Source organism: Lwoffella lincolnii (genome assembly GCF_037201985.1).
Lineage (GTDB): Bacteria > Pseudomonadota > Gammaproteobacteria > Pseudomonadales > Moraxellaceae > Psychrobacter > Psychrobacter lincolnii.
In genome coordinates this window covers 1,475,877-1,500,559 of the sequence record NZ_CP147511.1, presented here as the reverse complement: position 1 = coordinate 1,500,559, position 24,683 = coordinate 1,475,877, and the positions used below count along the sequence as shown (strand labels likewise).

22 protein-coding genes, 2 tRNA genes, 1 other RNA gene and 1 pseudogene are annotated in these 24,683 nt (G+C 43.4%); 13 read left to right on the top strand and 13 right to left on the bottom strand.

What is annotated here, in order from left to right; translation table 11 throughout:
• Nucleotides 1–92: 92 nt before the first annotated feature.
• Both WDM69_RS06770 and WDM69_RS06765 read right to left on the bottom strand, forming a co-directional pair.
• A complete protein-coding gene (locus tag WDM69_RS06770) occupies nt 93–1,172 on the bottom strand; it encodes a DUF2470 domain-containing protein (RefSeq protein ID WP_338755181.1) in 1,080 nt (359 codons plus the stop codon).
• A gap of 70 nt (nt 1,173–1,242) precedes the next feature.
• Entirely contained in the window at nt 1,243–3,267 is a 2,025-nt protein-coding gene (locus WDM69_RS06765) for a TonB-dependent siderophore receptor (RefSeq protein WP_338755180.1), read from the bottom strand.
• Nucleotides 3,268–3,627: 360 nt separating this feature from the next.
• On the opposite strand from WDM69_RS06765, the gene WDM69_RS06760 reads away from it, so the two are divergent.
• Together WDM69_RS06760 and WDM69_RS06755 are read left to right on the top strand one after the other, a co-directional pair.
• Nucleotides 3,628–3,703: transfer RNA gene (locus tag WDM69_RS06760), tRNA-Lys, on the top strand.
• A 164-nt stretch (nt 3,704–3,867) separates the two neighbouring features.
• Nucleotides 3,868–3,943: transfer RNA gene (locus WDM69_RS06755), tRNA-Lys, on the top strand.
• Between the two features lie 186 nt (nt 3,944–4,129).
• On the opposite strand, the gene WDM69_RS06750 is transcribed toward WDM69_RS06755, so the two are convergent.
• Both WDM69_RS06750 and WDM69_RS06745 read right to left on the bottom strand, forming a co-directional pair.
• Entirely contained in the window at nt 4,130–6,259 is a 2,130-nt protein-coding gene (locus WDM69_RS06750; RefSeq protein ID WP_338755179.1) for a MacB family efflux pump subunit, read from the bottom strand.
• Between the two features lie 4 nt (nt 6,260–6,263).
• Complete coding sequence (locus tag WDM69_RS06745; protein WP_078306939.1) at nt 6,264–7,547, bottom strand: efflux RND transporter periplasmic adaptor subunit; 1,284 nt, start codon at nt 7,545–7,547, stop codon at nt 6,264–6,266.
• 324 nt (nt 7,548–7,871) lie between these two features.
• Between WDM69_RS06745 and WDM69_RS06740 the strand changes: the two are divergent.
• A pseudogene (locus tag WDM69_RS06740) lies at nt 7,872–8,999 on the top strand (RNA-guided endonuclease TnpB family protein).
• 118 nt (nt 9,000–9,117) lie between these two features.
• Here the strand turns inward: WDM69_RS06740 and WDM69_RS06735 are convergent.
• Complete coding sequence (locus WDM69_RS06735) at nt 9,118–10,359, bottom strand: transglycosylase SLT domain-containing protein (protein WP_338755178.1); 1,242 nt, start codon at nt 10,357–10,359, stop codon at nt 9,118–9,120.
• A gap of 450 nt (nt 10,360–10,809) precedes the next feature.
• Complete coding sequence (locus WDM69_RS06730; RefSeq protein ID WP_158077867.1) at nt 10,810–10,962, bottom strand: hypothetical protein; 153 nt, start codon at nt 10,960–10,962, stop codon at nt 10,810–10,812.
• A gap of 71 nt (nt 10,963–11,033) precedes the next feature.
• Between WDM69_RS06730 and WDM69_RS06725 the strand changes: the two genes are divergently transcribed.
• Nucleotides 11,034–12,485 carry a S1C family serine protease gene (locus WDM69_RS06725; protein WP_078306936.1) on the top strand — a complete coding sequence of 484 codons (1,452 nt, stop codon included), beginning with the start codon at nt 11,034–11,036 and terminating at the stop codon, nt 12,483–12,485.
• A gap of 41 nt (nt 12,486–12,526) precedes the next feature.
• On the opposite strand, the gene WDM69_RS06720 is transcribed toward WDM69_RS06725, so the two are convergent.
• Complete coding sequence (locus WDM69_RS06720) at nt 12,527–12,781, bottom strand: 2Fe-2S iron-sulfur cluster-binding protein (RefSeq protein WP_078306935.1); 255 nt, start codon at nt 12,779–12,781, stop codon at nt 12,527–12,529.
• A gap of 26 nt (nt 12,782–12,807) precedes the next feature.
• Nucleotides 12,808–13,941: a class Ia ribonucleoside-diphosphate reductase subunit beta gene (gene nrdB, locus WDM69_RS06715; protein ID WP_078307096.1), complete on the bottom strand. Its 1,134-nt coding sequence runs from the start codon at nt 13,939–13,941 to the stop codon at nt 12,808–12,810.
• 317 nt (nt 13,942–14,258) lie between these two features.
• On the opposite strand from nrdB, the gene WDM69_RS06710 reads away from it, so the two are divergent.
• From WDM69_RS06710 to WDM69_RS06695, 4 genes are all read left to right on the top strand, one after another.
• Entirely contained in the window at nt 14,259–15,746 is a 1,488-nt protein-coding gene (locus tag WDM69_RS06710; protein WP_338755177.1) for a sodium-dependent transporter, read from the top strand.
• Between the two features lie 95 nt (nt 15,747–15,841).
• Nucleotides 15,842–15,955 (top strand): methionine/alanine import family NSS transporter small subunit, encoded by a 114-nt coding sequence (locus tag WDM69_RS06705; protein ID WP_078306933.1) that lies wholly within the window; start codon nt 15,842–15,844, stop codon nt 15,953–15,955.
• 158 nt (nt 15,956–16,113) lie between these two features.
• On the top strand, nt 16,114–16,587 hold the full coding sequence (locus WDM69_RS06700; RefSeq protein ID WP_338755176.1) for a hypothetical protein: 474 nt from the start codon (nt 16,114–16,116) through the stop codon (nt 16,585–16,587).
• Nucleotides 16,588–16,644: 57 nt separating this feature from the next.
• Nucleotides 16,645–16,893: a hypothetical protein gene (locus tag WDM69_RS06695; protein ID WP_338755175.1), complete on the top strand. Its 249-nt coding sequence runs from the start codon at nt 16,645–16,647 to the stop codon at nt 16,891–16,893.
• A gap of 31 nt (nt 16,894–16,924) precedes the next feature.
• Here WDM69_RS06695 and WDM69_RS06690 read toward each other — a convergent pair whose 3' ends face one another.
• The 3 genes from WDM69_RS06690 to ffs all read right to left on the bottom strand — a co-directional run bounded on the left by WDM69_RS06690 (nt 16,925) and on the right by ffs (nt 17,762).
• Complete coding sequence (locus WDM69_RS06690) at nt 16,925–17,215, bottom strand: type II toxin-antitoxin system YafQ family toxin (RefSeq protein ID WP_338755174.1); 291 nt, start codon at nt 17,213–17,215, stop codon at nt 16,925–16,927.
• Entirely contained in the window at nt 17,208–17,474 is a 267-nt protein-coding gene (locus WDM69_RS06685) for a type II toxin-antitoxin system RelB/DinJ family antitoxin (RefSeq protein WP_338755173.1), read from the bottom strand. Before WDM69_RS06685 ends, WDM69_RS06690 begins: the two co-directional genes overlap by 8 nt.
• A 181-nt stretch (nt 17,475–17,655) precedes the next feature.
• An RNA gene (ffs, locus tag WDM69_RS06680) (signal recognition particle sRNA small type) lies at nt 17,656–17,762 on the bottom strand.
• Between the two features lie 191 nt (nt 17,763–17,953).
• Between ffs and WDM69_RS06675 the strand changes: the two genes are divergently transcribed.
• Nucleotides 17,954–18,718 carry an SIMPL domain-containing protein gene (locus tag WDM69_RS06675; protein WP_338755172.1) on the top strand — a complete coding sequence of 255 codons (765 nt, stop codon included), beginning with the start codon at nt 17,954–17,956 and terminating at the stop codon, nt 18,716–18,718.
• Here the strand turns inward: WDM69_RS06675 and WDM69_RS06670 are convergent.
• Nucleotides 18,715–19,416, bottom strand: coding sequence for a DUF4124 domain-containing protein (locus tag WDM69_RS06670; protein WP_338755171.1), 702 nt, complete (start codon nt 19,414–19,416; stop codon nt 18,715–18,717). The two genes, WDM69_RS06675 and WDM69_RS06670, sit on opposite strands and share 4 nt — an antisense overlap.
• Before the next feature lie 233 nt (nt 19,417–19,649).
• On the opposite strand from WDM69_RS06670, the gene WDM69_RS06665 reads away from it, so the two are divergent.
• Entirely contained in the window at nt 19,650–19,826 is a 177-nt protein-coding gene (locus tag WDM69_RS06665; RefSeq protein WP_338755170.1) for a transposase, read from the top strand.
• Nucleotides 19,827–20,041: 215 nt separating this feature from the next.
• Here WDM69_RS06665 and glnA read toward each other — a convergent pair whose 3' ends face one another.
• Nucleotides 20,042–21,451, bottom strand: a complete 1,410-nt coding sequence (gene glnA / locus WDM69_RS06660; protein ID WP_338755169.1) for a type I glutamate--ammonia ligase — start codon at nt 21,449–21,451, stop codon at nt 20,042–20,044.
• Between the two features lie 417 nt (nt 21,452–21,868).
• Between glnA and WDM69_RS06655 the strand changes: the two genes are divergently transcribed.
• From WDM69_RS06655 to trpC, 3 genes are all read left to right on the top strand, one after another.
• Nucleotides 21,869–22,504, top strand: coding sequence for an anthranilate synthase component II (locus WDM69_RS06655; RefSeq protein ID WP_338755168.1), 636 nt, complete (start codon nt 21,869–21,871; stop codon nt 22,502–22,504).
• A gap of 95 nt (nt 22,505–22,599) precedes the next feature.
• A complete protein-coding gene (gene trpD / locus WDM69_RS06650; RefSeq protein WP_338755167.1) occupies nt 22,600–23,709 on the top strand; it encodes an anthranilate phosphoribosyltransferase in 1,110 nt (369 codons plus the stop codon).
• 94 nt (nt 23,710–23,803) lie between these two features.
• Nucleotides 23,804–24,664, top strand: coding sequence for an indole-3-glycerol phosphate synthase TrpC (gene trpC / locus WDM69_RS06645; protein WP_338755166.1), 861 nt, complete (start codon nt 23,804–23,806; stop codon nt 24,662–24,664).
• Nucleotides 24,665–24,683 lie beyond the last annotated feature (19 nt).

Below are 24,683 nucleotides of genomic sequence, written 5' to 3'. Positions count from 1 at the left end.
AGCCAGTCAGACAAAACAAAGCAACATGGGGCAAAATGAACCAAGCAGGCCTGGCAACTTGGTAACTTGGTAAAACGGTGTGTTTATCAGTCTTATTCATCTCGCCAATATACTTTTAGCACAATGTCGCAATTTGAGCCCAAAAAGTTGCGAAGCATTGGTCGAAGATGTTTGGTTGTGGCTGCCCCAAGTCCGCCCCAAATAGAATCAATTTTGATTGGCGTGTGCTGTAAAAAATCGATTAATTGGGCAAAAATTTGTTCGTGTGGTGCGTCATTTATCTTTGCAATCACGGGTAGAACTGTGATGCAAGATGATGGTAATGCTTCATCTAAATAAGCCAGTTCCTGAGCGCTTTGTAAAAAAAGCAGTACAATGGGCATTTGGGGGTTTTGCCAAAGTTCTATCAACCTTGCTACCGTAGGTAGAGAGGTTTCATCAGCAATCAATAAACTCTGACCATTTAGATGCTCAATTTTTTCAGGAAATTCTCTTTCGCTGGTAATGATGTCATTGATTTGAACTGACTTTACCCATGTTTCACCAAGACTAAACTCACCATTTTTTTTGCCATGACAATATATGTCAATCCATGCCAAATGTTGTTTCTCTCCTTGGGGGGATATGGCTTGCCAAGCTTTTCGAAGTGTGTAGTAGCGATAAGGTCGATTGGAATTTTGCTTGGTGGCAGATGAGCTAAGATTTAGTAAAAATGCGTAACCAGCAGGCAGTTGGGATAGGTTTGTTTTTGACTGTAAGGTCAGGCGATACATATTTTGGCTAACTGCTGATACCGCCTGTAAAACAAAGTGGCGCTGTCTAATTTCGATGGTTTTTTTACCTTGTTTGCGATCACTGCGTTGCAGCAGGGCGATGTATTGCTCATTGAATTGCTCGGCGGATTGAATGGCGGTATCAAATTGCAAAAACCAAATTTTTTGTTCTTGTTTATTAGGTTGATACCAGTCTTGCCCAAACTGTAAATCCAAGACAAAACCTTCTTGATAAATTTGTTTTAGTATCACAGATTGTAGGTTTTTGCATTGATTTTGAGTCAGCTCAAGCAGACCGATTGCCATACTTTTGATGTCATCAAGGTGATCTTCATTGATGTGTTTAACGATATCAGCCAGTTTAGAATCGTTTAACGGTGTTAAAGTGTGTCTTTGCATGATGTTTTTGGCATTTGTTGTTGGGGTCGCTATTTTTTATCAGCAATCTTTTATCAGTAATCTAAAAATACTAAAAGTTTGCCGTCAGGCTGACACTGGCTTGGCGTTCTGCACCCATCCAACAGTTCATCTTATCATAGCAAGAGCCAACATAAGTTTTATTAAACAAATTACTGACACTTAAGCCTGCACTGAGTGTGGGGCTGATTTGATGACTGCCTGCCAAATCGACCAAAGTAACGCTTGGCAAGGCATCAGAATTTTGTCTATCAACTTGCATGCCTGCTTGATGGCGAATGCCAACATTGAGCAAAGTTTTATCATTGGGTGTGATGGTTGTCCAAAGGCTTGCGGTATGCTTGGCGACTTGTTGAGGGCGGTTGCCAACCAATTGTGGATTAAATTCATCTTTGCTGATTTTGGCATCCACATAGCCATAGCTGAAACCAGCATGAAGCCAGTCGTTAAAATGATGGTCGGCTGACATCTCAAACCCTTTTGAGGTGGTTTCGCCTGTTTGTGTCTGTTTTGTCCAATCAACTGTCGCCACTTTTTCATTTTTCTTAGTGATGTCAAAGGCTGCCAAGCTTGCTTTGGTTTTATTGTCAGTTGAGGTGTATTTTACCCCAACTTCAAACTGATTGGCCGTGGTGGGTTCAAACGGTTTGTTTGTAACAAAATTATTGCCAACCAAAGGTTGAAATGATTGAGAATAACTTGCATAAGGTGAAAGACCGTGATTGAAATGATAAATCCCTGCCAAGCGACCAGAAGTTTTATTGGCTTGATTGATGGTGGTTTTATGGGTGTTATTTGCCGTTTGGGTATTGGTTACACTTTCATAGTTATCACGGCGTAGCCCTGCAACAACGGTCAGGTTGTTCCATTGCATCTCATCTTGTAGATATACGCCAAGCTGCTTTTGCTTAATGTCATCTTTTTGTTGATAGCCTGTCAAGTTTAGATTGGTTTTGCCAAATAATCCATGGTCTGGTTGAGCAAGGTCAATGGTTGGAACGCCTTGATACATGGCGTCGGCATATTTGGCGGTACTGTTTGTTTTTTGATAATCCACACCGAGCAATAGGTTGTGTGATGAATCCTTGATAAATAAATCATAGGCCAATTGGTTGTCTGTTGACCAGTTTGTCATATTTTCATCTGTGGTATAGGCTGTACGGTTGAGCTTGGAGTCTGAGCCTTGTACAAATCCTTGATGATAAGTATTTTTTTGTTGAGCTTTGGCGTTGGTGTGGCGTAAGATGTGCTTGAACTTTAAAGCGTCGTTAATTTGCCAGTTAATGGTTTGGCTGGGCATGAAGACTTTTTTACTAAAGTGATTCCAGTGGTCGCCTGCATACGCATTTGCACCAAGCTTGCCATAGCTTGCGTTGTATAGCGTTCCTAAACTTGGCAATGGTGTGGAGGGTAACATATTTGGGTCATTTTGATAATAAACACTGGCAAGTACCGAGATGTCATCATTGGGTCTCCAAATCAGCGAAGGATTGATTAATGTCCGTTTTTCTTTGGTGTCTTGCATTTGTCCATCTTTTTTACGAACCAATGCAACCATGCGATAATTGATGTCATCACTGAGCTTTGATGTGCTGTCAATGCCAACTTCTTTTAGATTATGTGTGCCTGTACGCAGTCTTATTTCATGCTGAGGCGAGCTTTTGGGGGTCTTGGCAACTTGATTGACCATACCACCTGGTTCGTTAAATCCGTATAATGAAGACGCAGGACCTTTTAATATCTCAATGGCTTCGGTGGCATAAGCATCTACTTGTGGCATCAAGTTCCATGTGCCGTCATAAGGCAGTCTCATACCATCATAAAAATTTGAATAATTTTTAAATCCTCGGATATTGTATTCATCAAAAATACTGACCGTCCCCCGATTTTCTGTATCAACACCTGCTTCATAGCGTAATGCACTGCTCACACTGTCGGCTTGGCGTTGTTTAAGCGTATTTTGTTCAATGCGATGATAGCTCATCGGAGCTTGGCTGGGTGGTAGTGTGGTTTTGGTGGCGGTGGTTCGATATGTTTCACCATAAACTGTTATGGCATCAAGTCTGACCGTGGGCAATGGCTCAGAAGAAATAAGGGGGGGGGGTAGTCGCCATTGCTGATATTGAGCTTGAGACCAAGCCTATGGTGATAATATGGCGTATCGTGATGGGCAATAAAGACAAACGCATGGCAACCGACCTTTAAAACTGATATTTAAAAAAAGAGATGTGTCATGGGCTTTATATTAACAATAATAATTATCATTATCAATAAATTTCATGTCTTTGTGGTGGGCTGATTCAATGATGAACGAAGTTAAATGAAGTTAAATGATGATGAAGATAAAGCTAAATAAAGCTAAATAATGAATAAATCGTTAAATTTATGCTTGCAAAATAAATATTTATGCGTATAATATGCTCTCACGTTAAGGCAAGGGTCGTTAGCTCAGTTGGTAGAGCAGTTGACTTTTAATCAATTGGTCGCAGGTTCGAATCCTGCACGACCCACCATTCGCCAAAATTATTTTTTACTCAGTCTTATGATTGGGTTTTTTATTTTGCATCATCAATATTTGCATCATCAATAATGATTATCAATTTTTGATCATAAATATTATCAGCCAATTTGCCAAATCTTGTCTTACTTATATTTATTGATGATCAATTGACATTTTGGGTCGTTAGCTCAGTTGGTAGAGCAGTTGACTTTTAATCAATTGGTCGCAGGTTCAAATCCTGCACGACCCACCATTTATTATTTTATCTGCTTTTATTATTTTATTTTGCATCGTTGATATTGATTGATTCTAACCCAACATGGTTATGTTGGGTTTTTTTTGTTGGTTTTCTTATTTTTGGCATGTGTTGTTTGGTTTGTTTAGAAAGTTGGTCTTTGTGCCACTGTTTCTTTGTGCCATTGTTTAAATGGGATACGCCTTAGTCTCTTGATAGTGCTTCGACAGGGTTAAGCTTAGCGGCGTTACGAGCAGGTAAAAAGCCAAACAGCATGCCTATTGCTGTTGAGCAGACGATGGCGGTAACGATGGAAGTGGTGGAGTAGATGACTTTGATGTTGTCTGACCCTAAATTATTGATGATGAATCCTATCAAAAATGCCAAACCAATGCCCAATAAGCCGCCAAGCAGACATACCAGCACCGCTTCTATTAAGAACTGTTGCATGATGTCGCTTTGGCGAGCGCCCACTGCCATTCGGACACCGATTTCGTTGGTGCGTTCGGTGACAGACACCAGCATGATGTTCATCACCCCAATGCCACCCACGATTAAGGAGATGATGGCGATGGATGAGATGAGTAAGGTCATGGTGGTTGTGGTGGATTCAACAGTTTCTTTTAGTGAGTCAATGTTGTGTAAGCGAAAATCATCTGTGCCATGACGACTTTTCATTAAGTCAGAAATGGCATTTTCAGCGGTTTTGGTGGATACGTCATCATTGATACGCACAACAAAGCTATCGATGTTGTTTTTGCCCAAAATACGGTACATGACGGTGGTATAGGGCATGTAGATTTGTGGAATGTCTGTTATGCGTGAGAAGTTGTTGTCATTTTTGGCAAGCACGCCAATGACCCTTGCTGGTACTTGTCCAACTTGAATGATTTTGCCCAAAACTGCGTCATCATTTGTGCCTTCACCAAAAAAAGTGGTTTTGGCAGTTTGGTCGATGACGATGTCTTGTGCCAAACTATCCATACTGTGTTGGCTAAATGATTGACCTGCGGCTAAGTTTTCGCCTGTAACGGAAAGGTAGTCTTTACCCACGCCATTGATGCTGGCGGTTTCTCGTGTTTGTTTGTGGCGACTAGATAGGTTGGTGTCAACTTGTGGGCTGACGCTCTGTACATAAGGTTGGGAAGCGACTGCTTGAGCGTCGTCGGCGGTGAGATTGTTATTGTGGTAGGCACGTCTGGGGTCGCCCCATTCATAGCCGTCTATGACGGTAATGGTATTTGTGCCTAAGGCGTTGATTTGGGATAAAATGCTCTGCTGAGAGCCTTGCCCAAGCCCAACGATTGAGACCACTGAGGCAATGCCGATGATGATGCCAAGCATGGTGAGTAGGGTGCGCATTTTGTGGGCTGTCATCGCCAACAAAGACATTTTAAAGGCTTCTTTGAAGCGATCTAGGGCAGGCAGTCGTGATGGTGTTAGTGGTTTTGATGTGGGTGGCGGTGATGTGGTCGGTTGTGATGTGGACTGTGTGTCGACATCGGTCAAATGAGCGGGGTTTGTTAAGCCAAATGAGTTTTGAGTTTGAGTTCTTTGAGCATGATGAATACCATCAGCATTATCCTGTGTTATGGGAGTGTTGCGATGGTCAGCAATGATATGACCATCTTTGATTTCTATGACTCGTTGAGCTTGAGCAGCCAGTTTTGGGTCATGAGTAACCATGATGATGGTATGCCCTGCTTCTTTCAGTTGGTGCAAAATTGCCATGACATCATGCCCAGATTCACTGTCTAATGCCCCTGTGGGCTCATCAGCAAAAATAATGTCGCCACCATTCATTAAGGCACGTGCAATGGACACTCGTTGTTGTTGTCCCCCTGATAGCTGGTTTGGGCGGTTATGGATTTTGTCTGCCAGTCCCAGTTGTGTCAGTAAGTGACTGGCATGTTGCTTTCGGGTTTGGGTTGCCATGCCAGCATACACAGCAGGAATGGCAACATTATCAATGGCAGGCAAATCACCCAATAAATGATACCGCTGAAAGATAAAGCCAAAATGCTCTCGTCTTAATTTGGCAAGTTCATCAGCAGACAGCTTGGCAACTGATTTATCATAGATGTGATAAGTGCCTGCGGTGGCTTGGTCAAGACAACCCAAAATGTTCATTAGGGTTGATTTGCCTGAGCCAGATTGACCGATGATGGCGACCATTTCACCAGCATAAAATGTCAGGTTGATGCCATGTAAAATGCGAATGGTCTGTTCACCTGCATTAAATTCTTTGATGAGATTCTCAATCTTAATCACGGCATGTTTGTTGTTTTTGTGATTATGGTGGTTTAAATGGTGGTTTGAGTGTTTATCAACCATGACATCACATCCGTATTTGTGCTGTGCTTGCGTCAATGGAATTTATAGTGCTGTCTTCACTTAAGATGACGGTATCACCTTGGTTAATTCCCCGCAAAATTTGAGCTTGTACCCGATTGTTAATACCAACGCTCACCACTTTTTCTAAGACATTGCCATCGGCATCTAACACTTTGACCAGTGTTTTGTTGGGTTGTTCTATTAAAGCGGCTGATGGTATTAGGACGGCATTTTTGGCTTGGTTAACAATGATGTTAAGCTGGGCTGTCATGTCAATGCGAAATTTATGTTCTGGATTTGGCACTTCTAAATAGCCAGTATAATATACTGCTGAGTTGGTGGCACTGGTATTGCTGATGGATTCAGGGGCAGGTTCGATGCCTTTTAAAGTGGCATCATAGCGTTTGTCAGGTGCCCCAATTAGGTTGAAATACACAGGCATGCCAGCAGAGACATTGACCACGTCTGCTTCAGATATTTGGGCATTGATGCGTATTTGTGATAAATCTGCCAACTTAACGATGGTGGGGGCAGATTGCATGGCATTGACGGTACTGCCTTGCTCGGTAACCACAGACACAACCGTGCCTGAGATGGGTGCTCGAATGGTGGTCTTGCCAAGATTTTCTTGGGCTTGGCTTAGGTTGCTGTTGGCTTTGTTGACGCTCTCTTTTTGGTTGGCAATGTTGGCTTGTGCTTGAGCGATGGCAGCTTGCATTTGGCTGATATTGGCTTTGGCTTTTGCCACGGCTGCATCGGCGGTGTCTGCTTGGGCGACAGCATTGTCATATTCCTGTTGGGAGATGGCATCAATGCCAATCAGGGGTTTGAGCCGTTGAAGATTGGTACGGGCTTGCTTTGCTAATGCTTGTTGGGATTGTAGGTCAGCTTTGGCACTTTCTAGGGCAGCATGGCGACTATTTAGCTCAGCTAAGGCACTGGATTGCTCGAAGCGACTTTGTGAAAGTGATGAAGTGGCATTTTGCAAGTTGGTGCGTTGATTGACTTGGTCGATTTGGGCAATTAAATCACCTTTTTCGACCACATCACCCACTTTTACATACAAAGTTTGAATCTCTCCACTGACTTGAGCGCCAACGTTAACGGTATTTATCGCCTTGACTTTACCTGTTGCGATGACGGTTTGTTCAATATCACCAATTTCAGCGATGGCGGTGATGTGGTTAGGGGCTTGTGGCGTTGGTTTTAAAAAGTAATAAGCCAAAGCGGTGATGATTATCAAGGTCAGGGCAATGATGCCCCATTTTTTCAGTTGGCGAGTGTTCAACGGCCACTCCTTAATCTAATCAGTTTAATCTAATCAATGGCATGATAAAGTAAAAGACCATGTGTTCAGTGTTCACATCAATCATATGTTTATATAAAATGCACTAGTTTAGCGTATTTTTTTGGTTAAAGATAATTAAGAAATGTAAGCTTTTAAACCATGTGTCTTTTAACCTATCCTGTGCTTACATCTCCACCCATAATCTCTGATTTAGGTGGAGATGTAAGCACAGGCGACCTAAGCAGGGCGTTGTTGTTTTTCGATATATTGTCTGATGGCATTAATAATGCTAAATTATAACTACATTCACTCAACTAACAAGCCATGCTCAAAGCCTACCAATACAGAATTTACCCAAACAGTGAACAAGCCATAGCGTTTGAACAACACTTTGGTTGTGTTCGTTTTGTTTATAATTGGGCATTGGCATTACAAAATAGATATTACAAAATCTTTGGCAAGTCGTTATCACGCAGTAAAATTCAAAGCCAGTTGGTTAAGAAAAAGAAAACAGGCAAGTTTGCATGGCTAAATGAAGTCAATAGCCAATCGTTACTTAATGCCCTGCTCAATGTACATATCGCATTTACTAATTTTTTTAAAAGTCGTGCCAAGTTTCCACGCTTTGAATCTAAAAAAATCCCACAGCGAAGTTATCAATGCCCCCAACATTACACCATAAACTTTGAACAAGGCATCATCAACCTACCCAAAATCAAAGGCATCAAAACCGTATTTAGCCGTGAATTTGTTGGCAATATCAAAACGGTTATGATTAGCAAAACCGCTACGGGAAAATACTATGCAAGCGTGTTGGTAGAAAACAATGAAGTTGTACCAACACCTACCACAATAGAGCCTAGCCTAACTGTTGGTATTGACTTAGGCATCAGCCATTTACTAAATCTATCAGACGGTAGCAAGTTTGATAACCCAAAACATTTAGCCAACGCCAGTAAACTATTGGCAGTACAGTAAAAAATCTTTGCTCGCAAACAAAAACAAAGTAAAAACCATCAAAAACAAAAATTAGCCGTTGCTCGTATTTATGAAACAATACGCAACCAGCGCTTAGACTTACACCATAAAATCACCCATAAACTGATTTGCGAAAACCAAGCTACCAGTTATGCACTTGAAGATTTAGGTGTAAAAAATATGGTAAAGAACCATAAACTTGCCAAAGCGATTCATGATGTCGGTTGGGGGCAGTTTGTTACCCTGCTTACCTACAAGGCAAATTGGTATGGTAAGAATATCCTAAAGGTAAATCGGTTCTTTGCCAGTAGTAAAATTTGTTCGCATTGCCATCACAAATTAGACAGTCTGCCGTTATCGGTGCGTCATTGGACGTGTCCTAGCTGTCAAACACAGCATGACCGTGATGCCAATGCAGCAAGCAATATACGCCATCAAGCGTTAGCTGATGCACTAGGACTTAGTGTTGTATAAAGAGTTCCCTCATGCCGATACTATTCAGCGATGGTGGCATGACGAAAGATGGCAACCAAAGTTGCTATGGGTCGCAAAGATTCTCACGCCTACCGCTGGGTTTGGTGGTGGGAGTGTGTCAAGCCATACGCTCCACACGCTTAAGCGACATATTCTGTAGTTTTATCTCTTCAAGATAACTGCGAATGTTTGACACATAGTGCATACATTGCACATAGCGTCCATTGGTTTGGGCATTGTCTGCCAAATAGGCATAAACATTGCTCCAGCTGTTGGCATCTTTACCCCCTTGGCTCAGCTTAGCTTGAATGTCTTTAATGGCATAAGGACCCATATTATAAGCCGCCAACGCAAACCATATGCGATCAGGGGCAGGCACATCAGCAAACTCAGTCTTGAGCAGCTCCAGATACTTAGCACCGCCACGGATACTCTGGACAGGGTCGACCCGATTGGACACGCCCATCTGTTTGGCGGTACTGTTGGTAAGCATCATGATGCCTTCCACGCCAGTGGGTGATATGGCATTGGCGTTGAGGTGTGATTCTTGATAGCCCATGGCAACCAAAAGCTCCCAATCATGGTTGTATTCATCGGCATGGGTCTGAAAAGATGATTTATAATTTGGCAACTTTTCTGTCAATACCTTGGCAAAATGTTGCTGATTGTAGTCATCTTTGAGCAGATTTTGGTTATAAAAATGAGCAATCTTGGCGGTATTTAGCACCTGCACATCATCGCAAATATAATGGCTGGCATGCAAAGCCAAAGCATCAGAACCCTCTTTAAACGTCCAGCTGATTTTGGGGTTAAGCCCATAACGGGTCAAAGTGGCATCACGCCCACAGCTTAAATTCAGCTCAGACAACCCCATGTCATTAATCGTTCGACTGCTTGCCACGGTCAATGCCATGTCCACATCGCCAAAGCGCACCGCATCTAAGGCATCTTGCTCATCATCATAAGACAGCAAATTGAGCGTAACGCCCAAATCATTGGCATAACCACGAGTCAAATCATAACCAAAACCATGCTCAAAGCCATCAATGGAAAAAAACGTACTGTCACCATGCACAGCCGCCACGGTCAATTCTTGGCGCATCATGACTTTGGTATGGGCATTGTGGGCATGGGCAGTTTTGGCATCGCCACCCAAAGCGGTGTTAAAAGTGGCGTTATTTGCCATGCCATGCTCAAATGTGGTTAAGCTTTTGGCAGGCAATGACAACATCGCAATGGCAACCATCTGTAACGCTTTTTTGGTCTTGATAAAACCAGACGTTGCCAATGACGGTGAGGGTGGGGGTGGGGGTGTGAGATGTGCAAAATAACGGGTAAAACGTGTGATGGGTTTAGTCATTAATTTACCATACAAATGTTGATAATCATATTGACAACCATGTTAATAACACTTGATAACGATGTCGATAATCTTGATGACCATGTTAATAATGGTTAATAACACTGATAACGATGTCGACAATATTAACAATGACGGTTAACAACAGTTAACAATAACGTTGCCAATAACAATGAACAAACAGCTTAAAAAAATCAGCCATAGTCATAAAAAACCGTGAATATTGGCGAATATTGGCAATCATTATGGATAAAAAAGTGTAAATATCAAGTTTGTAAAGGGTTAAACGGTATTTTTTTGACGATTTTGTTACAAAATATGAGCGAATTTGCCCATTATTTGCACAACTGACAAAATAATGAACAAACTGACTGTCCAGTCTTTTTCACAATCAGCTTTTAGCAAAATTGTCAATCTCTGTTTGTTAACATGTGCTTATTAACATGGTCATCAACTGCGTTCATCAACTGAGTTTTTTACCAACTTAATACAAAATGATGGTAAAAATTTGCTCACCAGATGAGCCAAACCGAGTAACATATAAAACATATAAAGCGAGCAACACAACGCATCACGCATCATGTTGATATGGTCATTGTTCATATCACTGATGTCACAACCTTTTAGCATCATAACCTTTTAGATGGCAACGACTTAAGTTAGATGGCAACGACATGGCAAGCAACCACCACCCACAAACCCCCAACCACAGTCAAACGCCCCAACCGCCCAACCGATCCAAGGCGTTGATTTGGTTGCCATGGGTCTTGTTGGTTGCGGTGCTGATGGCGTTCTTGTGGTACTTCATTACCACCCAAGCACACCCTTGGCAATCGCCAACTGATTGGCAACCGCCAAGAGAGCCATTGAACAATCACCCTGTTGCCATTCCCAACAACGCCAATAACACATCAGAGCAAGCGTATCCAAACCTAACCGATAAGGTGGTGTCTTATCATGATGCGGTGGCAAAAGCTGCTCAATCCGTGGTCAATATCTACACCACTCAGCATGTCAGCCAAAACCCATATATGGCCGATCCAATTTTACGCCATTTTTTTGAGTTTTATGGGGGGTCGCCCAACCAAGAACACAACTCAACCAACCTTGGTTCTGGGGTGATTGTCTCAGAAGATGGGTACATCGTGACCAATGCTCATGTGATTGAAAAGGCAGATGAGATCATTGTTGCGCTCAATGATGGGCGTAAAGGGCGTGCCACGGTGGTTGGCACAGACCCTGAAAGCGACTTGGCGGTGATACGCCTTGACATGACCGATTTAAAACCGCTGGCATTTCGAGAAATGCCCATACAAATCGGTGATGTGGCGTTGGCGATAGGCAACCCCTTTGGGGTAGGGCAGACAGTCACTCAAGGCATCATCTCTGCCACAGGGCGGACAGGCTTGGGCGTGAACACCTTTGAAGACTTTATCCAAACCGATGCCGCCATCAACCCCGGTAACTCAGGGGGGGCATTGGTGGACGCTTATGGGCAACTGATTGGCATCAACACCATGATATTTTCTCGCTCTGGTGGCTCGATGGGCATTGGCTTTGCCATTCCCATTGCCTTGGTTGAGCAGGTGATGAACGCCCTTATCCAAAGCGGTAAAGTCAGCCGTGGCTGGCTTGGCATCGAGGTACAATCCCACATCAAAGACCCCACCCAATTAGACACCACCACAGGCGTACAGGTGATGAACGTGGTGCCAGGTGGGCCTGCTGCCCAAGCAGGATTAAGGGCAGGGGACATCATTTTAACCATTGATGACATTGAGATGACCGATGCCAACCGCCTTATCCAATACGTGGCGCGCAAATTGCCCAACACCGTGCTTGATGTGCAGGTGTTGCGTCAAGGTCAAACCATACGCTTGCCCACGACCTTAGCAGAAAGACCCAATCAGCAAGAGTTATTATCCAACAGCTTTACCCTGCCCAACCAACTGCCCCCCCAGACCCTGCCACAAGAGCCAACCGACACGGACACTCTGGCAGACAATTCAGATCAAGGCTTTAGCCAGGGTTTTAGTCAAGGCATGGGCAACCAGCTGTCAGAAGCAGAAAGAGAGCAAATGCGCCAAAGGTTATTGGAGCTGTTTAGCACCCAACGGCCACATTGATCCAGCTTTTTTACCCAAAAGCCCTTTCACTTAACCCAAAATCAACCCAAATCCAAGTATACAACCCCCTGCACCTGACACACACATGGCAACAGCTCATCATCTTTAAGATGTGCCATCGGTGGGGTAGGGTAGCTGATGGGCAGGCTATGACCAATCACCCGACTGCGACAACTGCCACAGTAGCCTTGTTTGCATTGATAACTGACATCATGCCCTGTTCTGATGAGACCATCGAGCAGGCTTTCGCCCTCGTGCAGATAAAAACGTTGTCGTTTGGTCACCACCCAAGTCATCAGCCACCGCCCAAGCCCATTTTAAATCACAACTCAAAACCATCAAAATCATGCTCAGACAAATCCGCATCAATCTGCCCCACCAAATAAGAGCTGATTTCCGTCTCTTGTGGGGCAACTTGCACATTATCCGATGACAGCCATGTGTTGATCCAAGGAATGGGGTTGGACTTGGCATCGGCAAATAAGCTTGGCAAGCCCACCGCCTGCATGCGTAAATTGGTGATGTACTCCACATATTGGCTTAAGATGTCTTGATTTAGCCCAATCATCGAGCCATCTTTAAACAAATAGCCCGCCCACTGCTTTTCTTGCTCAGCCGCCTTACGAAATATCTCCACGCATTCATCATGGCAATCTTTGGCAATTTGTGCCATTTGTGGGTCATCTTTGCCCATCTGCATGATGGCAAGCATGTGCTGCGTGCCTGTCAGATGCAACGCCTCATCACGGGCAATCAATTTGATGATTTTGGCATTGCCCTCCATCAGCTTGCGTTCAGCAAAGGCGAACGAACACGCAAACGACACATAAAAGCGAATGGCCTCCAACACATTAATCGCCATCAGGCACAGATACAGCCGTTTTTTCAGCGAATATAAGCTCACCGTCAGCGACTGCCCATCAACCTGATACACCCCCTCGCCATACAAAAGATACAACTGAGCATCACGATACAACGCATCATAATAATCAGCGATGTCTGACGCACGCTCCAAGATGGGTTGATTGTCCAAGATGGCATCAAACACCACGCTGGGGTCATTGACAATGTTGCGAATGATGTGGGTATAACTGCGAGAATGAATCGTCTCACTAAACGACCAAGTCTCAATCCACGTCTCAAGCTCAGGGATAGACACCAACGGCAATAGCACCACATTGGGCGAACGCCCTTGAATGGAGTCCAGCAATGTCTGATATTTCAGATTAGACAAAAAAATGTGCTGTTCATGACTGGACAAATGAGCAAAGTCAATGCGATCACGAGACACGTCCACCTCTTCAGGTCGCCAAAAAAATGACAGCTGTTTTTCAATCAACTGCTCAAAGATGGGGTGCTTTTGTTGGTCATAACGAGCCACATTCACCGATTGGCCAAAGAACATCGGCTCGGTCAATGGGTTGTTTTTATTTTGGTTAAAAATGGAGTAGGTCATATGGGCCACCAGATAAAACAATAAAAAAATAATAAAAAACACAATTAGCGAGATATTAACTGACATATTAACATAAATTGCCGAAACAGATTATTTGGTCTATTTGTATGTTTTTTTTTGTTGTCTTACTGGTGAGAGCTTGACAACGATACAAGATTAACCGACACTACTACTTATATAAAAAAGTAGGGAAAATTATTAAATTGATAACTTTTGGTTATTTCATTCATAATCGATGCCATTTATGATGAATACTGCCTATCATAATGAATACTATCCATGGATAATCGTTAATTAAATGCTTAAAGGAGATGAGGGTGGCACAACAACATCAACAACGTGAAAACTGGTCTGGACGTTCGGCGTTCATCATCGCCGCCATCGGTTCAGCGGTTGGATTGGGTAACATTTGGCGTTTCCCTTATGTGGCGTATGACAATGGTGGTGGGGTGTTTATGGTGCCTTATGTCATTGCTCTGTTTACCGCTGCCATTCCTTTGCTGTTTTTAGACTACATCGTCGGTCATAAATATCGAAGTGCTGCTCCCATCGCTTATCAACGCATGATTGGGTCTGCTCAATATGTCGGTTGGTGGCAGACCTTGGTTTGTTTGGTGATTGCCATTTATTATGCAGCGGTCATCGTTTGGGCAGGCAGTTATATGCTGTTTTCATTTGGGCAAAAATGGGGTGATGATACCACCCAGTTTTTTGTCAGTGATTTTATTCATCACACAGGTGATTTAACCCATACCTTTGTGCCATCGATGTTTTTTGGCCTACTGCTGGTGTGGGCGGTGTCATTGGTCATCATGTATGGTGGCATTCGTAAGGGCTTAGAGATTGCCAACAAAATCTGCATTCCCTTGTTGATGGTGTTGTTTGGCATCATGGTATTTAAGGCGATTAATCTACCAGGGGCAAACATCGGTTTAGAGGCGTTTTTTTACCCTGATTGGGGCAAAATGGCAAACCCTAACGTTTGGCTGGCCGCTTATGGGCATGTGTTTTTTTCCTTGTCTGTGGGTTTTGGCATCATGGTTACCTATTCCTCTTATCTGAAAAAGAACACCAATTTGACAGGCTCAGGGTTGGTGGTGGCGTTTGCCAATTCAGGTTTTGAGTTGCTTGCTGGCATTGGTATTTTTGCTGCCATTGGTTACATGGCACAAGCAACAGGGCAAAACGTGGCAGAAGTCGCCACAGGTGGGGTGGGGTTGGCGTTTTTTGTCTTCCCAAAAATCATCTCAACCATGGGCAACAGTGGCGATTTTATCGGATTTTTGTTTTTCGGATCGCTGGTTGTGGCAGGCATCAGCTCACTGGTCAGTATTTTAGAAGTGCCAGTGTCAGCATTTCGTGATAAATTTGCTTGGTCTCGCAACAAATCAGTCACTGTCGTGGCAGGATTATCGGCTCTGGTGTCTATTTTGGCATTCTCGACGGGCAGTTCGTTGATTTTGGTGGATGTGATTGACCAGTTTTCCAATAACATTGGCATCGTCATGGGTGGTTTGATGTCGATTGTGTGGGTGTTTTGGTTTAACCGTCATAAAATTCCTGAGCTGCTTAACCACATTAATGCCATCTCAAGCATCAAATTGGGCAAGTTTTGGGTGTTTATGCTCACGGTGGTCACGCCGATTGCCTTGTTGATTACCTTGACCTTAAAGCTGTTTGACTTGATTAAGACCCCATACGAGGGCTATTCAAGTCTTGTATTGATGCTGTTTGGTTGGGGTGTGGTGCTGTTTTTTGCCATCGGTGCGTTTGTCTTAAGTCGCATCAAAGGCAAGCATCACTAACCATGATGATGCCCCTTGCCCCATTAGCCTAACTTTGTGGCCAAATCAAATAGATACCGATATTGATTGATACTGATACCAAAGGGAGAAAACTTATGTCCACCACTGCCATCATCTTTATGCTGATTGCCATGATACTGATATGGGGAGGCTTGATACTTGCCACCTTGCATTTGATAAAAAATCCTGACCTACCGATGGAAGAATGATGACGCCCTGACATCATGGCATGACTGAATGATGGCATGACCGCATCAGCTCATCAAAAAAACCACGTCATGGTTCATCTTGGCGTGGTTTTTTATTCGCAAGGCATAAAAAAAGCGAGCGAGCCAAAACTACCGAGCAAATCGTTCAAGCCGAATTCTTGAAGCTGGAACAATCCTTACAGCAGAGATTGAACGAAAGCGAGCGTTTAATATCAAACTCTATCAGTGACCACCAAACGAACTTACAAGCGAAATTGAACACCGCCTTAGCATTCAAAAATTGGCTGATGATAACCATTGGTGGACTGTTGGCGATAATCTTAGTCATGGGATTGGCCGCCCTATGGACATACCCTATGGACATACAAGAGTTTAAAAGACATGAGAGCCGAACAAGCTCAAATACAGGTAACCATAGACCAAATGCCCCTGCCACCAAAAGTATTGAACCAATTCAACATACAGCAAGACGAGAAATTTTACTACATAGCGACCAAAAACAAGAAAGCGGAAGTATTTGCCAACAAAAACGGTGGGTACGCAATCAAAATACGCAAATAAACGCCATGAGAGAGCCTACAAGCCCTGTCAAAAGCATATATAGTACCCACCCACACCAAAAACACGCTTAAAACGCATTGTAGAGCCTTTAAACGCCATTCAACAAAAAAGACAGGATTTTTTCACCAATGCACAACAGCTTTTTGAACGACTACAACACCTTGCTAACCGAACTAGAACAGCAGTTAAATGACTTACAGGCGACCACAGCAACGCAGAGCGAGCAGATACGGCAATTAACGGCAGTCAATCAGTCTTTGAGAATGCAGAACGAGCAATTACAGGGGCTAATAGACAAATTAACGACACAGAACGCCAAATTAAACAACGAGAACAACAGGCTAATGAGCTTATTGCAGAACAACAAAAAGCCCTAGCAAGTAGCAAGGGCTTTGGGCGGTAGGCAAATTATTTCTTTTGACGTTTTTTCACGCTAAAAATATTGGAATGACTGCTTAACCTAGCCACTTTCAGAATATCCTTGCCATCTATGCTTTCTTTGCGATAAACAAGCAGTAAATCAGGCTTGATATGGCATTCTCGGTAGTCTTTCCAGTTGCCTGTTAGTGTAAGGTCTTTATACTTTGGGTCAAGTGGCAAATCATTAATCAAACAGCTTAGGACTTCTAACAGCTCATTAGATAAGTCCACCTTGCGAAAATCACGGTCAAAATCTTTGGAGCGTACCAATTTACGCATTATTTAGCTCCAAAATCTCGTCTAGCGTGCTTTCAGTATAGATACCACTTTCAAGCTCGTTAATGGCTCGTAGCGTAATCTCGTTTGGCTCATAGTCAGCTTGATGGCTTAGGCTTAGGGGGAACTTGCGAGTGGCGACAAGCTCCAAAAACAGCATTTTGACCGCTTGGCTTGGCGAAATGCCGTAACCGTCCAAAATTACCTTTGCTTGGTGCTTTAAGTCATCATCAATGCGGATATTTAAATTTGAAGTTGTCATAATTTAGGCTCACATTGCACATAAATTTAATTGTATTGTAAAGCTATTTTGGGGCAAAATTAAGCGATATGCCAACCTAGACACCCATCACTTTTATCATTTTTTTGAAAAATAGGCGGTACATCATATTTTTGTGGGCGGTTTGTCGGTCAAAACCAACCGCAAGGCATAAAAAAAGCGACTCTATCAGCACATCCTCGGCACACATTGTGTCTACTACCGTTGCTACCTTCCGGTCCTGGCGGGGTTCATAGGACTTCATAGGACAATGTTGCGAGGCTACCAATAGAGCCACTAAGGACACATTATACATAATTTTGACAAAATTGCAATGGTGATGTGTTAATTAATCACTTAAAATTGACACATCATATATCATATCATGTTGATTTGACGTCATGATGGGGTTACTCTTTAACCACTTTTATCCCAAACGGTCATATGATGATTTATATGACAGTTGATATCGTAGGTATTTTATGAAAACACTCAAAAAAATTACCCTAGTAAATATCAAACGTGCCAGTAGCATGGCATTAACAACATTAACAACATTAACAACATTAACAACATTGGCAGTTTTCTCAGGCATCGCCACCGCTGTTCACGCCCAACCAACAGGCTATGACCAGCTCAGTTTTAGCACCCAAGTCAGTGATGAGATTGCCAATGATGAAGTGCAAGCCAGCCTATACAAAAAAGCCCAAGCCAAAACTGCCAAAGACCTTGCCACTCAGCTGAACACTGCCATCAACCAAGCCATGCTCACCGCCAAACGCTACCCAAGCATCACCGTCAGCACAGGGCAACAAAATACCTATCCAAGATATGATGACAATCATAAAATCATTGGCTGGACTGGGGAAGCTTATGTACAAATCAAAAGTAGCGACATGAATGCGGTCAGTCAGCTGATTGCTCAGTTACAAGACAATTTACTGATGGGTGATATTCATTTTACGGTGTCAAAACAGCGTCAAAATCAGATAGAAACTCAGCTTAAAGAACGGGCATCAAAAGCATTTCAAGAGCAAGCCAGCCGCTTAGCACACACTTGGGGGGCAAATGGCCATCGCCTGATTAGCGTCACTCTCACCAGCAACACACACCAACCGCCAATACCGATTGGATCTATGTATTCATTGGCAGATGCACAACTGACGGCTGTTCCTACTCAAGAGTTTGAATCAGGTAATAGCGTCATCAGTGTGATTGCTGATGGTAAGATTGAACTGGTTCGTTAGGGCGTTTTTGCCACGTCAGCAAATGGATTGTCTTGTCTTAGGTTAAAATACAGTTTTTGATACCATGGCAGGCGGTCATAAACTGCCTTTTTGCGTTGTAAGGCACGCTTATTTTGTACTGCCAAGTTATTTTGAATGACATAAATGGTCTGATTCACTTGGCTTAGCGTGCTTGTGATGTGGCCATCGCCATGACTGATGATTTGAGCAGTCAGCGTGTGTTCACCGGGGTTAAGCTCAAGGGTGGGTATGCTGGCAGTCAGCCCTTGGGTAATGGGCTGTCCGTCAAGCAATATTTGTACTGTGTCAGTGGCATCTAGGCTGGGAGTAACGCTCAGCTGAACATCGATATTTTGTGCTGGACGGCGATAGGGGGTTGGCTCACTTGGACTGATAAAGCTGAGCTGATAACGTTTGGGTGTTTGGCTGTTTTGATGATTGGCGGTGGCACTGGTGTGATGGCTTGAAGCAGGGGCAGGCGTGTAGGTGGATGTGGTGGCAGAAGTAGGGCTGATGCTGGTGATGTTACTGGCGGTGTCTTGGTACTGGTTAGGGCGGTCAGTAAAGATGACCTTGCCATTGTTGTCGGTCACTTTATAAATTGGGGTCGCTGTTGCGGTTAGGCTTGCCATGCTGGTTAAGGCAAAAAGCAAGATGGTAGAAAACGTGCTAACGGTATTAACGCTGTTGGGTTGCATAAAATCACCATAAAATAGACAAATGTTGTTGACATGGTCATTATATTATCAATAGTCAGTCAATTTAACATATCCTGCGTAATTCTCCACCTATAATCTTCGATTTAGGTGGAGATGTAAGCAGTAAGCCCTAATCAGGGCGTTGTTGTTTTTTGATGTCGTTGTTTTTCGATGTCATAGACACTAAATAAAAACAATGCTAAATTATACCCATATTTCAAAAAAGTTAGCTGTTGCTTGTAGAAAAAGTACGCAACCAGCGCTTAGACTTACACCATAAAGTCACGCATAAACTGATTTGCGAAAACCAAGCTACCAGTTATGCGATTGAAGATTTAGGTGTAAAAAACATGGTAAAGAACCATAAAAAGCAAGCGTTAGCTGATGTAGCAGGACTTGCTACTGTATAAAGAGTTCCCTCATGCCGATACTATTCAGCGATGGTGGCATGACGAAAGGTAACAACTCAATCTAAGTTGAGATTGTTATGGGTCGCAAAGATTCCCCCACCATAACCGCTAGGTTTGGTGGTGGGAGTATGTCAAAAACCCAGCTGATTGATATTCACTGGGTTTTTAAAACGTGTTCTAATCAATCAGTTTGCCAATGGTTGATTGGTAACTGATTAGCAGCTATAGTACATGTCCATTTCTACAGGGTGTACGGTTACATTGAGCCGTTGTGCTTCTTCTTGTTTTAAGGCGATGTAGGCTTCTAGCATCTCTTTGCTAAACACATCTCCTTTTAATAAAAAGTCCATGTCATCTTTTAATGCTTGCAAGGCAACTTCTAAGTTCTCTGCCACGGTTGGGATTTGGGCTTCTTCTTCTGGTGGCAAATCATATAAGTTTTTGTCTGCTGCGTCTCCTGGGTGCAGTTTGTTTTGAATGCCGTCTAAACCTGCCATCAGCAAGGCAGCAAAGGCAAGATAAGGGTTGGCAGCTGGGTCAGGGAATCGGGCTTCCACACGAATGGCTTTTGGGCTAGAGACATGTGGAATGCGAATGGATGCCGAGCGGTTGCGAGCCGAATATGCAAGCTTAATGGGTGCTTCGTAATGTGGCACAAGGCGTTTATAGCTGTTGGTTGCAGGGTTGGTGATGGCGTTTAATGCGCGGGCGTGTTTGATGATGCCACCGATGAAGTATAGGGCGGTTTCTGATAGACCTGCGTATTCATCGCCAGCAAAGGTGTTCTGTCCGTCTTTGCTGATGGAGATGTGAACGTGCATTCCTGAACCGTTATCGCCAACCAAGGGTTTGGGCATGAAGGTGGCGGTTTTGCCAAACTGATGGGCAACGTTATGCACCACATATTTAAGTTGTTGTACTTCGTCCGCCTTACGCACCATGGTATTAAATGACACGCCAATCTCAGACTGGCACGAGGCAACTTCGTGATGATGCACTTCAACACGTCCTTTGCCCATGATTTCCTCGATACGCTCACACATCACTGATCGCATGTCTTGACTGCTGTCGATGGGTGGCACAGGCAAATAGCCCCCTTTGACATGAGGGCGATGTCCTGTATTGCCCCATTGGTATTCAGTGTCGGTTGACCAAGCGGCTTCTTCAGCCGTGATGGTGTGCCTTGCCCCTGACATGTCGATGGACCATTTGACATCATCAAAGACAAAAAACTCTGGTTCAGGGCCAAAAAATGCCGTGTCACCAATGCCTGTTGATTTTAGGTACTCTTCGGCACGGTGGGCGATGGAGCGAGGATCACGGTCATAACCTTGTAATGTAGAGGGTTCAATGATGTCACAAGTTACCACCACCGTGGGTGAATCAAAAAATGGGTCAATAAACGCCGTCTTAGGGTCAGGACGCAAAATCATGTCTGACGCTTCGATGCCTTTCCAGCCAGCAATGGATGACCCATCAAACATTTTACCATCTTCTAGCACATCTTCATCAATGCTGTTAGCAGGATAGCTGATGTGATGCTCTTTGCCACGAGTGTCAGTAAAGCGAAAATCCACCCATTTGGCATTGGCTTTTTGGATAAGGTCGAATAACTTGTTGGACATGGAAGTCTCCTATTAAGTTGGTGAAATCTATTAAGTTGGTGAGATAAAATGGTGTGTTTGTTTGTGGTACATTGTTTGCTTGTGGCACATTGATGGTGGCATATTGGGCATTTGATTGTTGATTGTGGCACAGTTGAGACCGACTATGCAACCATATAAGCAACCATATGACATAAGCAACCATATGATGATGCCACCATACATCAGCGGTGAGATAAAAGTGATGGTAAAAGCAGGGTGCTGGTTTATTGATACATTCGGTTTGTGTTATAGTTATCTTAAGTGTCTTTTGCTCCAGATTGCTTTCTAGTATTGTCATTTTAGATATTGTTGTTTAGGTATGATGGTTACTTTTGGTTGGATTGATGATGACGATGATACAGTTAGATGACAAAGTTAAAAGTTAAAAGGTAAACCATGCTACTATTCATTGATAACTTTGACAGTTTCACTTATAACCTTGTGCAGTATTTTGAGCAGTTGGGGCAGACGGTGTTGGTTAAGCAAAACGATGCAGTAAGTATTGAACAAATCCAAGCAATAACTCCAGATGCGATTGTCATTGGTCCTGGTCCTGGCACGCCAGATAATTCAGGAATTAGCTTAACAGTGATTGAACGGTTGGCAGGCGTGTATCCAATATTAGGCGTGTGTTTGGGACATCAAGTAATTGCTCAAGTTTTTGGTGCTAAGATAGTGCCAGCAGAGCAAATCATGCACGGACGTATCAGTGCGGTTCATCATGATGGTAAAGGTTTGTTTGTAGGGCTTATTGAGCCATTTCTTGCCACTCGCTATCATTCTTTGTTGGTGGATAAGGATAGTTTGCCCCAGTGTTTACAGGTGAGTGCTTGGACGCAAGATGGTCTAGATGGTAAAGCTAATATAAAAGAAATTATGGGTATTTGCCACCATCGTTTACCTTTGTATGGGGTACAGTTTCACCCCGAATCGATATTAAGTCAAGCAGGATTGCTTCTTTTGAATAATTTTTTGCGTCTGCATGGGTTAAGTGATATTGATAGTCAAACATTACCAACCACCACTCTTTAGTTTGTAACTTAATTTCTACCAGTTTTTATTTATCATTTTATCATTGTTTTTATCATGATATAGCAACAAAACTTCAGCTACAAAAAGGATTACCCATGAAAAACAGCCAATACGCCCTAACATTAGCACAAATTAATGCCCTAACTGAAGAACAAATCGATAAAAAACTACGCTTAGCATTAGACAACGCCATCGATCGCATTGACTTAACCTATGAGCAAATGCGAGAGGTGATGTTGCTTATCATGACAGGCAAATGCAATGACGCACGCATGGGAGCGATGCTCACTGCCTTACGCATGAAAAGCGAATCCATCGATGAAATTACCGCCGCTGCTGCTGTCATGCGTGAGCTTGCTGAACGCATCGAGCCTACCAATCCAGAACGTTTGGTGGACATAGTGGGGACAGGTGGCGATGGGGCAAACTTATTTAATGTCTCAACCGCATCAGCATTGGTTGCTGCCACCGCTGGGGTAAAAGTTGCCAAACATGGCAACCGAAGTGTGTCTGGTAAATCAGGCAGTTCTGATGTGTTGGCACAAGCAGGGGTTAAGCTGGACTTAAGCCATGATGAAACCTTGGCTTGTCTTGAACAACAAAATTTAGGATTTTTATTTGCACCCAACCATCACCCTGCCATGCGTCATGCCATGCCTGTCCGTCGTGCTTTGGGCATGCGTACTTTATTTAACATCTTAGGGCCACTGACCAACCCTGCTGGGGCTGTCAATGCTGTGATTGGTGTGTTTACCCCCAAGTTGTGTTTGCCCTTGGCGAAAGTCTTGCAAGAATTGGGTGATAAGCATGTGATGGTGGTTGGTTCTAACGATGGGCTTGATGAGATTAGCCTTGCTGCAGGCACTCAAGTGGCAGAACTCAAAGATGGTAATATTGAAGTGTATGAGCTGATGCCAGAAGATGTGGGCATCGACTCACAGACCCTAATTGGGTTAGAAGTTGCCACATCAGAGCAAAGCTTGGCATTGATACGAGTGGCGTTATCCGGTGAAGAAACCCACAGTAAAACGGTGCTAAAAGCTCGAGACATGATAGCCCTAAATGCAGGGGCAGCGATATACGTTGGTGGACTTGCCAGTAATTTGCCCAATGGGGTGAACATCGCCCAAAGTGTGATACAAAGTGGTGATGCGTTGCATAAGATGCACAATTTTACCAAGTTTACCCAATCATTTGGCAAATAATGCCCAATGACATCATAATTAATAAGTATTTAATAATTTATTAATAAATCATAACCAACCAAATCATACCCAATAACATAACAGCCAAACCGCCATGACCAATATCCCATCAGTCTTACAACGCATCATTGCCAGCAAATGGCAAGAGCTTGACATTGCCAAAGCTCAGCAATCTTTATCAGAGATAAAAGAGCAAGCGTTGGCTCAACACGCCAGTGGTGATTATCTCAGCCGTGGTTTTGCCCAAGCATTACGCCATGCTTGGCAGTTGAATCAAGTGGGTATCATCGCTGAAATCAAGCAAGCCTCACCGTCCAAAGGCATTATCAGCCCAAACTTTGACCCCATTGCCATCGCAAAAGGTTATCAGCAAGCAGGGGCAAGTTGCTTATCGGTATTGACCGATGTGCGGTATTTTAAAGGGCATGATGACCATCTGATTGTAGCAAAAAATGCGTGTGATTTGCCTGTATTGCGTAAGGATTTTATGGTCGATGCGTATCACATTTATCAGTCTTATTTGCTTGGGGCGGATTGTGTGTTGCTGATTGTGGCGTGTTTGGACGATGATGCCTTGCATCAGTTACATGGTTTGGCCATAGATTTTGGTATGGACGTGTTGATTGAAGTGCATACCGCCAGTGAACTTGAGCGAGCATTACAATTGCCCTTCACCAAGCACAATATTTATGGCATTAATAATCGTGATTTAAACACTTTTAACGTGGATTTGGCACACAGCATTCGGCTAAAAGACCAACTATTAGACCGCTTGGCACAACACGGCGATAAGGCACTTGTGGTCAGTGAAAGTGGCTTACAAACCGCACAAGATTTACGCTTAATGCAGGCCAATGGCATTCATCATTTTTTAATCGGTGAGCAGTTTATGAAAACTGAGCAACCAGCAAATGCATTGAGTGAGATGTTGGCACAATTATCAAGCTTGGTCTAAGCTTGATTTGGTTGATTTA